Origin of the sequence: Ruegeria marina (assembly GCF_900101475.1) — a bacterium.
Taxonomy (GTDB): Bacteria; Pseudomonadota; Alphaproteobacteria; order Rhodobacterales; family Rhodobacteraceae; genus Ruegeria_B; species Ruegeria_B marina.
On record NZ_FMZV01000023.1, the window covers coordinates 34,813 to 46,756 of the forward strand.

The window sequence follows — 11,944 nt, forward strand, 5'->3', positions numbered from 1 at the left end:
GAGACCCCCCTTATTCGGCTGCGATGGATTGTGGACGGGCCGCCACGGCGGCCTCTGCGGCTGCGGCCAGCGTATCGGCGTCGATGATCGGCAGGCCGCTGTCCCGGATCAGCTTGCGCCCGGCCTCGACATTGGTGCCCGACAGCCGCACCACCACCGGAACGCCGATGCCGATGTCCTTGTAGGCTTGGATCACCCCTCTCGCGATCCAGTCGCACCGGTTGATCCCGGCGAAGATGTTGACGAGAATCACGCTGACATTGGGGTCGGACAACACGGTGCGAAACGCCTGGCAGACCCGCTCCGGGCTGGCGCCGCCGCCGATATCGAGGAAATTCGCGGGCGCTCCCCCGGCCAGGTGGATCATGTCCATCGAGGCCATGGCAAGGCCCGCGCCGTTGATGATGCAACCGATGTCGCCGTCAAGGCCCACGTAGGCCAGCCCGTGATCGGCGGCGAAACTCTCACGCGGGTCTTCCTGGCCCGGATCCCTCAGGCCCGCTATTTCGCCCCGCCGGAACAGGGCATTCGTATCGAAGGACATTTTCGCATCCAGGGCGACCAGCGAACCGTCGGCGCATACGACAAGCGGATTGATCTCGACCATCATGGCATCGAGATCGCGATAGGCCCGGTAGCAGGCTTTCAGAACGGTCACCATCTGGCCGACCTGCGCCCCTTCGAGGCCAAGCTTGAAGGCCAGCTCGCGAGCCTGGTATTCGGCCAGTCCGACCGCGGGATCCAGGATCATCCGGATCAGGCTGTCGGGGTCTTCTTCCGCCAGATCCTCGATTTCCATCCCGCCGTGACCTGAGGCGACGATCATGATCCGCTCGGATTTTCGGTCGAGCACGAAGCCGAGATAGAGTTCTCGCTCGATCTGCGAGGCTTCCTCGACCCAGAGGCGGTCGATGCGCTTGCCGGCAGCATCGGTCTGCTTGGTCACAAGGGCGGTTCCCAGCAGATGTCTGGCAAAATCCCGCACGTCCTCGTCAGTGTCGCACAGTTTCACGCCCCCGGCGGCACCGCGCCCCCCGGAATGGATCTGCGCCTTGACCACACAGCGGCCCCCGCCCAGCTCAAGGCGGCGAAAGGCGGCCTGTTCCGGGGTGAAGGCGATCCCGCCGCGCGGCACCGGGACGCCAAAATTCTTCAGGATTTCCTTGGCTTGGTATTCGTGAATGTCCATTGTCTCTGCTCCCCGGTTTCAGACTATTCCGCTGCCACGACCTTGGTGGATTTGGTAGCGATGGCATTTGCCGCGTCGATCAGATTGCGCGCCATCTTTTCGCTGGCGGCGTCGATCATCTTTCCATCAAGGCTGGCGGCGCCCCTGCCCTCCGCCTCTGCCGCCTTCAGCTCGGCGATGATGCGCCTGGCCTTTGCGATTTCCGTTTCCGGCGGGCTGAAGACATCGTTGGCCATTCCGATCTGACTGGGATGGATGGCCCATTTGCCTTCGCAACCCAGAGCGGCCGCGCGGCGCGCCGCCGCAACGTATCCGTCGGGATCGCTGAAATCGCCGAACGGACCGTCGATCGGCCGCAACCCGTAGGCACGGCAGGCAATGACCATCCGGGTGATGGAGGCATGCCACTGGTCGCCCGGATAGTCCGGGTTGAGACCACCGATATTGACGGTGCGCGCCCGCATGCTGGCCGCATAGTCGGCCACCCCGAAATGAAGCGCTTCGAGCCGGCCTCCGAACTGCGCAATGGCTTCGACATTGGCCATGCCCAGCGCCGTCTCGATAAGCGCCTCTATCCCGACGCGCGTTTGCAGTCCGCCAGCCTGTTCGACCTGATTGATCATGGCCTCGACCATGTAGAGATCGGCCGGAACGCCCACCTTGGGGACCAGAAGCGTGTGCACGCGGTCTCCCGCCTGTTCCATCACGTCGACGACATCGCGGTACATGTACTGGGTATCAAGACCGTTGATCCGGACCGACACCGTCTTGCCTCTGGCGGCCCAGTCGATATCGTTCAGGGCCTGGATGGCGTTCTTGCGCGCCTGGATTTTTTCCGGCGGCGCCACCGCGTCCTCGAGATCGAGGAAGACGAAGTCGGCGGCGCTTTCTGCGGCCTTGTCAATCATCGTCGGATTGGATGCAGGCACGGCAAGTTCCGAGCGTTGCAGGCGCTGTTTACGCAAGGGATGCAAGGTATGTGACATTGTGAACTCTATCGATTAGGGGTTTGAAAGGGTTTATTCGGCTGCGACACGCAGCATCGGGCGCAGGTCGGCCTGTGTTGCGTACCACGCCTGTGCGGCACCAACGCCCGATCCCAACCGGATCGGCACGCCGGCGCGATAGAGCGCCATTTCGGCGATCGAAAGCGCGGCTAGGCACATGCCGTCGTTCAGGTCGCCCAGGTGGCCGATACGAAAGACCTTGCCCGCCAGGGGACCAAGCCCGCTTCCGAAGGATGTGTTGAAATCCGCATATGCGATGCGCAAGACATCCCGCGCGTCGACATCGGCAGGCACGCGGATCGCGGATACCGTATCCGAGTAGAGCGTGTGATGTTCGGCCACCAGCGACAGTTCCCAGGCCGCAACGCCGCGCCGCACGCCCTCGGCCAGCCGATGATGACGCGCGATGACCTGCTCGAGCCCTTCGGCCCGGATCCGGTCGAGCGATTTCCGCAGACCGTGGAAAAGCTGGGTTGGCGGAGTGTACGGAAAATAGCCATCGGCATTCATCTTCAGCATATCGTCGAATTCGAAATATGCCCGGCGCGATCTTGCGGATCTGGAGGCTTCCAACGCCTTTTCGCTGACACCCAGAATACCAAGGCCGGCAGGCAGCATGAGACCCTTCTGGCTGCCGGTGACGATCAGATCGACCTCCCATTCGTCCATCCGGAAATCCAGCGATCCGACCGAGGAAACACCATCAACGAACAGCAGCGCGTCGTGGAAATTCTCGTCCAGCGCGCGGCGGACGGCGGCGATATCGGATGTGACACCTGTCGCGGTTTCATTATGTGTCACGAACACGGCCTTGATCGCGTCCTCCCGATCCTGTCCCAAGAGTCGCGAAAACTCCTTGACCGGAGTACCGGCGCCCCAGGGAACGTCCACAACAACGACGTCCAGACCCAGACGCTTCGCCATCTCGACCCAAAGCGAAGAAAACTGGCCGTGCCGCGCCATGAGAACCTTGTCTCCAGGGCTGAGCGTGTTGGTGATCGCGGCCTCCCAGGCACCGGTTCCGGAGCCCGGAAAGAACATCACCCGTCCTTTTTCGGTACGAAGGACCGATTTCATGTCGGCAAACAGTCCAAGTGTAAGGTCCCCGAAATCGGCAGCACGCATATCCTGCATCGGGACGTTCATGGCCTGGCGAACGGGTTCGGGAATGTTTGTCGGACCGGGAATGAAAAGGTGGGAATGACCAGTGCGCATGTAGAATCCTCCGTGTTAGAAGGAGCACTAACGCGCAAGAAGCCGATGCTGCAAAAGCAACCGGGTCCTGCTGTGAATGCGAAAATTCACATCATTTTATATTTGTGAGTTTGTGAATTTGTGATATTTGAAGACATGAAAACCTTTATCGGACCACGCCTTCGGCGCCTCAGGAAAGAGACCGGACAAACCCAGGCGGAAATGGCCAAGGCGCTTGGGATCAGCAATTCCTATGTGAACATGCTTGAAAAGAACGAGCGCAGCGTATCGGTTCCGGTGTTGCTGCGCCTGCTCGAAGCCTACGGGGTCGACTGGCGCGAGATCGCCGAGGACGACAGCACCGCGGCATTGGGAGACTTGCGCACAGTGTTCCAGGATCCGCTCTTCGAAGCGCATCGCCCGGACCTGCCGCAGTTGCGCGCCCTCCTGGCGCATTGCCCGGATGTCGTTCAATGCCTGTTGCAGCTGCACCGGTCATATCTTGCCGCCACAGACCAGATTCTGGGTCTGTCCAATGCCCGCGAATCCAAGTTGCGGAACCTGCAAGCATCTCCCGAAGCGGTGGTTCACGACTTTTTCCGAAACAACAGGAACCACTTTCCGGAACTGGAGGATGCCGCCGCCGCGTTCTGGGGCGGACGCGAGGTTCGAAGCGATGACGTCTACACGGCATTGAAGGAACGCCTCTACGAGAGGCTTGGCGTGACGACGGAACTGGTTCCCGTCGCCCGGATGCCCGAGTCCCTGCGTGAATACGACGAAAGCCGGAAGATACTGCGTCTCTCCGAAGGGTTGGACCACCCGAACCGGACATTTCAACTGGTTCATGTTACAGCGCTGATCGAGCAGAGCGAACTGATCGATACGATTCTGGCTCGTCTGAACGTCGTCGAGCCCGCTGGCCTCAATCGCTGCCGCGTCGAACTGGCAAACTACTTCGCCGCGGCGGTTCTCATGCCTTATGAATCGTTTCTGAACGAAGCATTGGCGAGCAAGTATGACTTCACCCACCTGTCCTTGCGCTTTGGCGTCAGCTTCGAGCAGGCCTGCCACCGCGCAACGACGCTGCAGCGCGAAACGGCAAAGGGCGTTCCGTTCTTCTTCCTGCGGATCGACAAGGCGGGCAATGTCACCAAGCGGTTCAACTCGACCGCGTTTCAACTCGCCGAATATGGCGGTGCCTGTCCGCGCCTTGATGTACATTCGTCCTTTCGCACACCCGGAGCGATCGTCCCCCAGTTCGTGGAAATGCCCGATGGCGGACGGTTCTTCGTGTTTGCCCGAACGGTCAACCGACCGAGGTTCACGCGTCACACACAAGACAAGCGCCTGGCAATCGCCATGGGCTGCGGCATCGAACATCTCGAAGCCATCGGCTATGCCGAGGAATTCAGGCAGAGCAACCCCAACATCACCGAGATCGGAATCAATTGCCGCATTTGTCCCCGTGCCAATTGCGATCAGCGTGCACATAACGCGATGATATTGAACGCGCCCGTCGATGTTCGCCGCCGCGGGCCAACGCGCTACGCAACATAGGCAAAAAGAGAATGAAAAACCGGACCTTGCGTGTTCCCGCCGAGGCGCGCCGGCGGCCATTCAGCTTGCCAGGGCACCGCAACTTCTCCGCGTCAGATTTCGTGTGCCCACGGCGGATTCGCACCGGCGCGAGACACCGTTACCGAAGCGACCCTGGCGCCGAATTGCATCGCCTCCTGCAAGTCTTCCCGTGCTAAAGCCGCCAGCCCTGCCCGGCTCATCTGGCCGCGTTCCGAAAGAGTGGCCAGCACACCCGCATTGAACGTGTCGCCGGCGCCGACCGTATCGACAACATGCGCCGGCCGCGCCGGGACATGGACCTCGGTCCCGCCGGGCAGGATCCCCGCAGCCCCTGCGGCGCCGCGGGTCACGATGACAACCGAAGGGCCCATGTCCAGCAGCACCCTTGCCTTTTCAGCCTGGGAACGCGGTGTATCGACGATCCAGTCAAGGTCCTCGTCCGAGACCTTCACGATATCGGCCCCACCTACCATTCGGGCCAGCCGCGCCCTGTAGCGGGCGGCATTCTCGACTAGACCGGGGCGAATGTTCGGGTCGAGCATGATTGCGCGCCTGCCGCTCTCTCTTTCAACCAACGCGGCATAAGCCTCGGCCCCCGGTTCGCACGCCAGGCTGATACCGCCAAGGAACAGGGCCGAGACCTCGTCTGGCAGGGCGGGCATGTCAGCGGGTGTCAGCATGCGACCGGCTGAATTCTCGTCGAAGAAACTGTAGCTTGCCCGCCCCTCGCAGAACCGGACAAAGGCCAGCGTCGTCGGGCGGTCGCTCAAGATAGCAAGGCTGGCATCGACATTGGCCGCCACGAGGCTGCCGCGCAACTGCTGGCCGAAAATGTCGCGGGACAGGCCGGTCAGCAGGCCAACCCGCGCGCCCAGCCGGCCCAGCGCAATGGCGGTGTTGAACACAGCCCCACCCGGATGGGGAACGAATCCCGGTTGCCCCGACACCGTCGGCTCGGGGATCATGTCGACCAGCGCTTCACCGCAGCACAATATCATCGGACGTGTCCCTTTCCGCTTTCAACCGCTCGCCGCGTCGGGCAGGATTCTGCGACGGATAGGACGACCTCGGTCCAAATCCCACATATCCCGTCTCCGTAGGGGTCCGCAGAGCCGGTTGGCCTGCATTCCGTTTTCGGCTGTATTCCCTGGTAGCAGACAGCATCCGAAATACGCCCACGAGCGGTCCTTTCCTTTCGTTTCCTGACCCGCCCACCCCACCATTGCAGGTCAGGGAGAGGGATGCCAAGATGGCCAAGTCTATTCGACCATCACGTGACCCGGGACAATTGAAATTGACTGATTTTATCAAGGCACTCGTTCTAGTGACATTGGCTGGCGCCTGCACCGAAGTGAGCACGACCCCCGACCAGTCTGGCCCTGGAACGTCGGTGCGGATTTCCGATGAGGTGGCTTCGATTGCCGCGCCGAACCAGGACCTGACGGCCGTGCGCCTCCTGCCCGAGGACAATTGCTACTGGTATCGATATGTAGGACCGGTCGAAACGACCTACCTGCCCTTGCGCACCACCGAAGGCCGCCCGATCTGCACCAAGGCGTCCTAGCCCGGCCTGCATTCACGACGCATCACCTGAACCGCCGGAGAAACCCGGTGCCCGGGCCCCTTTCAGCGGTCAGCTGCGCGCCGTGACATAGGTTTCCGGAGGATAGAGATGCGCCGTGGCTCCGAGGCTCACGCGGTCGTACAGCGGTATGATATGCGCCATAACCATACGGACACAGCCGGAACTTGCCCTGCCGCCGATCGAGTTCGGATAGGGGCTGCCGTGAATGCGCAGATAGGTATCGCGGCCACCGGAATAGAGATAGAAGGCGCGCGACCCCAATGGGTTGGACGGACCGCCGGGCATTCCGTCCGCAAAGCGCGCATAGCTCTCCGGATCGCGGCGGATCATGTCGGCAGTGGGGGTCCACCTGGGCCATTTCGCCTTGCGGTTTATCGAGTAAACGCCGGGTTCGTACAGATTCCCCTTTGCGATTGCCACCCCGAACCGAAGGGCCGTACCTTCGTCCTGAATGAAATAGAGGTATCTTGCAACCGCATCCACATGGATATCCCCGCGTACAAGAGCGCGATTGGTTTCGACCACACGCGGCAGGAAACGAGGATGCAGGCCCCAGGGGTTCGATGTCCATAAATCGAAACTCGGCGGCGTGACCCGGGCATCCCATGCCGCCCAATCGGATGCGGTTTCAGCCGACGCTACGGACGCGCCGGCGAGCGGCGCGGAAAACAACGCGGTACTTGTGATGATGAAATGACGCCTTGTCAGCATATCTCTTGCTCCAATCGTCCCGCCGACCTGCACATGGGCGGACATACCGTTGAATTGTATCATTAACGAGCGATTGCAACAGGCAAAAGGGGATGATGGCGGTTGCCGTCGGACCTTTGGCCCGCCCGTCGAGAATCCAAGGCGGAATGGTTGTGGCACAAGGCAATTGCCGGATCGAAACCTATTGTTGAGCTGGCGACAATAACCGGCCGCACCGCCTACTATGTCCCACAGGGAAACAGGCGCCCTAATTTTTCCTAATTTCAGTCATATTCTTCCAACAAATTTTCTGCTTCGCCACGGTTTGGTCCCAGTCATTACCTAAGATTAACCGGTAACCCAGGACAACCACCGGCTTTAGAGTGATGAAACATTCCAGCCCAGGCAGAGATCAGTTTGAAAAGAAGCTTGAGCTCCGCGCCTTGAAGCAGAAGTCTCTGAAGGTCTTGGTCGTCGATGACGAACCAAGCATACTGGAGCTGCTCAAAACCGCATTGAGCTCCTTCGGAAACTGCACGGTAACGGCGGCAAACTCAGCCGCCGGGGCTCTCAAGATACTGGAAAAGACAGAAGTCCCGTTCGAATGTTTCCTGCTGGATATCCAGATGCCGACGATGAACGGCATCGAGTTGCTGCGCAGGATTCGCAGCTTGCCGCAATATTCAGAAACCCCGGTGATCATGCTCACCGCAATGAGCGAAAGAAAATACGTCGAAGAAGCCTTTCTCGAAGGCGCCACCGACTACGTCACCAAACCGTTTGATTTCCTTGAACTGCGAAGCCGCATCAACTCGGCCCACCTGTTGATGCAGGAACGTCTCAAGGCGCAGAAAACCATGGAGTCGGCGCGGTTCCTGCGGGAAGAACTCGACTACAATCAGCAGTTCAATCTGGAGGATCCGCTTTCGATCGAAGGCCTGGACAGGTTCCTGCGGTATGTGGAGTTCGACAATTACATCGAACAATTGTCCCGCGGCCGGCTGTTCGACTCGTGGGTGACCGCGATCAAGCTGCAGGATGCCGAGTTCTACTTCGACCTGAGCAACTGCGGTGATTTTCGTCGTGCCATTGCCGATATCGGCGCAGCCATTCAGAAAACGACCAAGGATTCGGATGCCGTTTTTTCCTATCGCGGCAACGGCGTGTTCCTTGTTGTCACCCATGGCAAGGAGGCGACCATTGCCTTGCCTCTGGAAGAACGTTTGAATCAGGTGTTTCAGACGATACTGGGCAATCGCCGCGCCTCCGGCTGGCTTCGCGCGCTGATCGGTGAGCGGGTTTCGATGCGCTCCCTGTCCAAGGCGGGCGCATTCTCTGCGATGAACAAGGCAACAAAGAACGTGGACATGCGCGAAGCGGCGCTGCGCAAGGACGTGGAAGCCCACCCCGAAGAAGATGGGCTTGTGGAACCCGCCTCTCAGGAAAAAGAGCGCAGACGGATCTATGAACGCGTCATGCTCGAACTCTTCGGCAAGGATTGCTACCTGGCGCAGAAATAGCGCTTGAAGTCACCGAAGCCGGTTCCGGTACCGGAACCCTGTCAAATGCGGGCTGTTCCCGGTTTTCCGAACGGCGCTGCTTGATCATCTGGCGCGCAAGATCGCGCACCTTCCTAACCGGAACCTTGCTGTTCAGCCAATCCGGCGCGACCTGCGCAACACCCACCGGCCTCTCGTGTCCCGACAGGGAGTCCGCAACCTCATCGCCGGCTTCCGCGAAATGGCCGGCCAGGGTCTGAAGGTTTTGCACCGCGAACTGGGGCGCGCAGCTTTGTCTCTGCGGTCGTCACTTTTCCCTTCCGACACGGTCAAGCCGTTGCCAACTGCCGATCCGATGATGTCCTTGGTGAATTTCGCCGTGGCAAAGGGGACCCCGTTGTCTGGATTGAAACGAGCAGTCGGATCGATAGCAGGCCGAAAACCACTGCGCACGGCACTCTTGCCTCAGTTTCCTTGGACAGTGCACCTGTCAGGCTTTCCAGCCAGGCCTTCTTTGACAACGATGCCGAACTCCACGAAGAAGGTCGAACCGACGCCCAACTCGCTTTCATAGTCGATTGTGCCGCCAAAATGTTCGACGATTTCCCTTGAGATATTCATCCCCAAGCCCGTGCCGCCGGCGTGCCGCTCATCAGAGGAGTCGATCTGCGAGAAGCGGTCGAACACCTTGTCGCGACTGCCGGGTGGAATCCCGATCCCCTGATCCTTGACATAAATCCGGACGCGGTCCCCGTTCCTGCGGAAACCGACGGTGATCGTGCCGCCATCGAACGAAAACTTTGCGGCATTCGAGATCATGTTGGACAGAACCTGTATCAGCCGGGCAGAATCGGCAGAGATATGAATGCCGTTTTCGGCCGGATAGTCCTGTGCTATCTCGACATTGTGAGCACTGGCATACCCGAGATTGCTCGCGACTGCCTCGCTGACAATCTCGGCGACATCGATGGGGCGGATCCGATAGACCATTTCGCCTGCCTCCATCTTCTGGATGTCCAGAATGTCGTTGATCAGTGACGAAAGCCTCTGGCTGTTCTTGCTGGCCATGTCGACAAGGCTCTGTATCTTGTCGGGCACCTCGCCCAATGCGCCTGTGTTGATAAGGTCCAGAGCCCCCTTGATGGAGGTCAAAGGCGTGCGCAGCTCATGGCTCACCGTCGAAACGAACTGTGACTTGGCGATATAGGCGGCTTTTGTCCGTTCGTGTTCTTCCCGCAACTTTTCCAATTGGGCCAGGTTTGTCCTGTAAAGACGCAGGAAAACCAGCGAACAATCGATAAGAAAGTACATCACGAACACGACCGTGAAGAATTGCAGCCACAAATCGGATGACAGGTCCGGCCGTTCGATCCAGATATCCTTGACGACGATCACCATGAAGGAAAAACCGTACATGGTCAGGCGAATGATCATCGCCCCGACGATCTGGTGATTGTTCATGGCGGCGAACAGAGCTGCCGCAAACAGGAAGAACAAGGGCGTGAAATGGCCACCGGACGGCTGCTCGAAAGCGACGAAGATGGCATAAAGACAGATCGCTGTGGAATGAAGGATCGCGTTAACCAGTATCCGGACCCAGGCTTTGGCAATAGCCTTTCGCTGGTTGCGGTTCAGACGCGCGACGCGCCTGGCCAGGATCAGGTCCTGCCATTCGAGTATCAGGATGGTAACGTAGAATAGAAGCGCATTGAACGGATCGAAAAAGAAGGCCGTCAGAATCGTAGAGGAAAGAAAGATCGCCTGACGCTGCCAGATGAGCTCCAGGGTCATGGCAGTGTAATCTTTCATGTTCTGTAGTAGCCGATCGACGGGCATCTCGGATGACCGGTCGAGTCGCTGCGCTTCAATCGCCGTCATTTGTCAAACTGCTTTAGTTGAGCCTCGACGATTTCTTAGCCTGCCATTGAGGAAGCAGTGGGTCGGAATTGCGGTCACAGTTTGACCGAAGCCCACCGCCTGCCGCACAGGCAGCGTATTGCTTCCGCAAAGGGAAGTACGCTCCCTGTTGGTTGGGCGCGGATCAGATCAAATAGTCGCGTATATTGAACAGGACGGATTGGCTCATGGTGCCGTCGATCGAGAATTTTGCCCCGATCGGCGTTGCGCCTGCCCCCAGGCGACGGGCCCAGCGCGACCACACCGAGGGAACGATGCCGAGAATTTTGGACGCACCGTTCTGCACAGCCGTTCTTGCCATGCTGTCGAACAGCTTTTGCTGAACGTCGGTGCGTCGTGTCGAGGGAACCGTTTCGGTGATGAAGAACCGCGATGCTTCCCAAACAAAGGGCTTCACTGGCGCCTCGAAGAACAGCACATCTCTGGGCAAGCCTTCGAGAAGTCCGTTCTGCGCGTCGCGCAGCATGTAGCTGTAGGTTCCGCAGCGCGCCGTAGTCGGAAGCAGGCGAACCCCGCCCAGGACTTCGCCGAATTCATGCAAAACGACCCAGCGGCAAGCGGGTGTGTCGTATTGATCGAACTCCATCCCGTCCGCTTCGGAAACTGTCCAGTTCAGGCGATCGATGAAAATCGACTTTCTGGCTTCGAGATACTTGACCAGTAAAGTACCGTGTTCGTGGATGTCGCGAAACCCCATCGCGGTCGCATGAATGTTGCCGAGAGAATGTCTTGTTCCCGGCTTAACCTTTCGTTCTGCCAGAAACCTCGAACGCCTCGCAGGTTTCAGGACGTCTTCGCGCACCACTTTGGTTTCGACGGGTTCCAACTCGGGAAACACCATCGAAGCAGGGGAAGAGTCCGCCAGCCTGAAGGATTGGTCCATTTTCTGCTCTTATTTTTCCCAAATTTTGCCACCAAGTTGGACTTTAAGTCCACTACCGGGGAGCCTTCGTTCACAGGTTGCACGTCAAGTGTGACTAATTGGCACTCGAGAAAATGAAACCTGATCGCCGCGTGAAAGCAGCAAACAGGAAAACACGCACACGTCTGGCCAGCATCGCACAACCTGTGGGTATTATCCACAGAAAACGACAATCATGGGATGCTGCCCGCGCAGGTTCCCGCCTACCGTCAGTCCGCCTGCCGCATTGGCCGGCCCGGCGCTACGGGTGTGATGGTTCCACGTCTAAAGGGGTGAAAAACCATGTACTCGCCCATGACACGCCATCAATTCGCCGCTTTTGCCGCACAGGTTAACTGAAACGCCATGGATCCGCTTTCA

Annotated in this window: 10 protein-coding genes; 3 read left to right on the plus strand and 7 right to left on the minus strand. The window is 59.2% G+C overall.

Annotated elements, in window-relative coordinates:
* Positions 1 to 10: 10 nt before the first annotated feature.
* The 3 genes from BLT75_RS21765 to BLT75_RS21775 are packed head-to-tail and all read right to left on the minus strand — an operon-like array spanning position 11 to position 3,411.
* Positions 11 to 1,189: a malate--CoA ligase subunit beta gene (locus BLT75_RS21765; RefSeq protein WP_093037203.1), complete on the minus strand. Its 1,179-nt coding sequence runs from the start codon at positions 1,187 to 1,189 to the stop codon at positions 11 to 13.
* A gap of 23 nt (positions 1,190 to 1,212) precedes the next feature.
* Positions 1,213 to 2,175: an HpcH/HpaI aldolase/citrate lyase family protein gene (locus BLT75_RS21770; RefSeq protein WP_093037206.1), complete on the minus strand. Its 963-nt coding sequence runs from the start codon at positions 2,173 to 2,175 to the stop codon at positions 1,213 to 1,215.
* 33 nt (positions 2,176 to 2,208) lie between these two features.
* Positions 2,209 to 3,411 (minus strand): pyridoxal-phosphate-dependent aminotransferase family protein, encoded by a 1,203-nt coding sequence (locus BLT75_RS21775; protein ID WP_093037209.1) that lies wholly within the window; start codon positions 3,409 to 3,411, stop codon positions 2,209 to 2,211.
* A 135-nt stretch (positions 3,412 to 3,546) separates the two neighbouring features.
* On the opposite strand from BLT75_RS21775, the gene BLT75_RS21780 reads away from it, so the two are divergent.
* Positions 3,547 to 4,950 carry a helix-turn-helix domain-containing protein gene (locus tag BLT75_RS21780; RefSeq protein ID WP_093037279.1) on the plus strand — a complete coding sequence of 468 codons (1,404 nt, stop codon included), beginning with the start codon at positions 3,547 to 3,549 and terminating at the stop codon, positions 4,948 to 4,950.
* A 92-nt stretch (positions 4,951 to 5,042) separates the two neighbouring features.
* On the opposite strand, the gene BLT75_RS21785 is transcribed toward BLT75_RS21780, so the two are convergent.
* Complete coding sequence (locus BLT75_RS21785; RefSeq protein WP_093037212.1) at positions 5,043 to 5,969, minus strand: carbohydrate kinase family protein; 927 nt, start codon at positions 5,967 to 5,969, stop codon at positions 5,043 to 5,045.
* 296 nt (positions 5,970 to 6,265) lie between these two features.
* Here BLT75_RS21785 and BLT75_RS21790 point away from each other — a divergent pair, with 296 nt between their 5' ends.
* Entirely contained in the window at positions 6,266 to 6,535 is a 270-nt protein-coding gene (locus BLT75_RS21790) for a hypothetical protein (protein ID WP_245706617.1), read from the plus strand.
* Between the two features lie 69 nt (positions 6,536 to 6,604).
* Here BLT75_RS21790 and BLT75_RS21795 read toward each other — a convergent pair whose 3' ends face one another.
* Entirely contained in the window at positions 6,605 to 7,267 is a 663-nt protein-coding gene (locus tag BLT75_RS21795) for a L,D-transpeptidase (protein ID WP_093037282.1), read from the minus strand.
* 365 nt (positions 7,268 to 7,632) lie between these two features.
* Between BLT75_RS21795 and BLT75_RS21800 the strand changes: the two genes are divergently transcribed.
* Positions 7,633 to 8,766, plus strand: a complete 1,134-nt coding sequence (locus BLT75_RS21800) for a response regulator (RefSeq protein WP_093037221.1) — start codon at positions 7,633 to 7,635, stop codon at positions 8,764 to 8,766.
* Positions 8,767 to 9,210: 444 nt separating this feature from the next.
* On the opposite strand, the gene BLT75_RS21805 is transcribed toward BLT75_RS21800, so the two are convergent.
* Complete coding sequence (locus BLT75_RS21805; RefSeq protein ID WP_093037224.1) at positions 9,211 to 10,623, minus strand: sensor histidine kinase; 1,413 nt, start codon at positions 10,621 to 10,623, stop codon at positions 9,211 to 9,213.
* Between the two features lie 163 nt (positions 10,624 to 10,786).
* A complete protein-coding gene (locus tag BLT75_RS21810) occupies positions 10,787 to 11,545 on the minus strand; it encodes an acyl-homoserine-lactone synthase (protein WP_245706618.1) in 759 nt (252 codons plus the stop codon).
* Positions 11,546 to 11,944 lie beyond the last annotated feature (399 nt).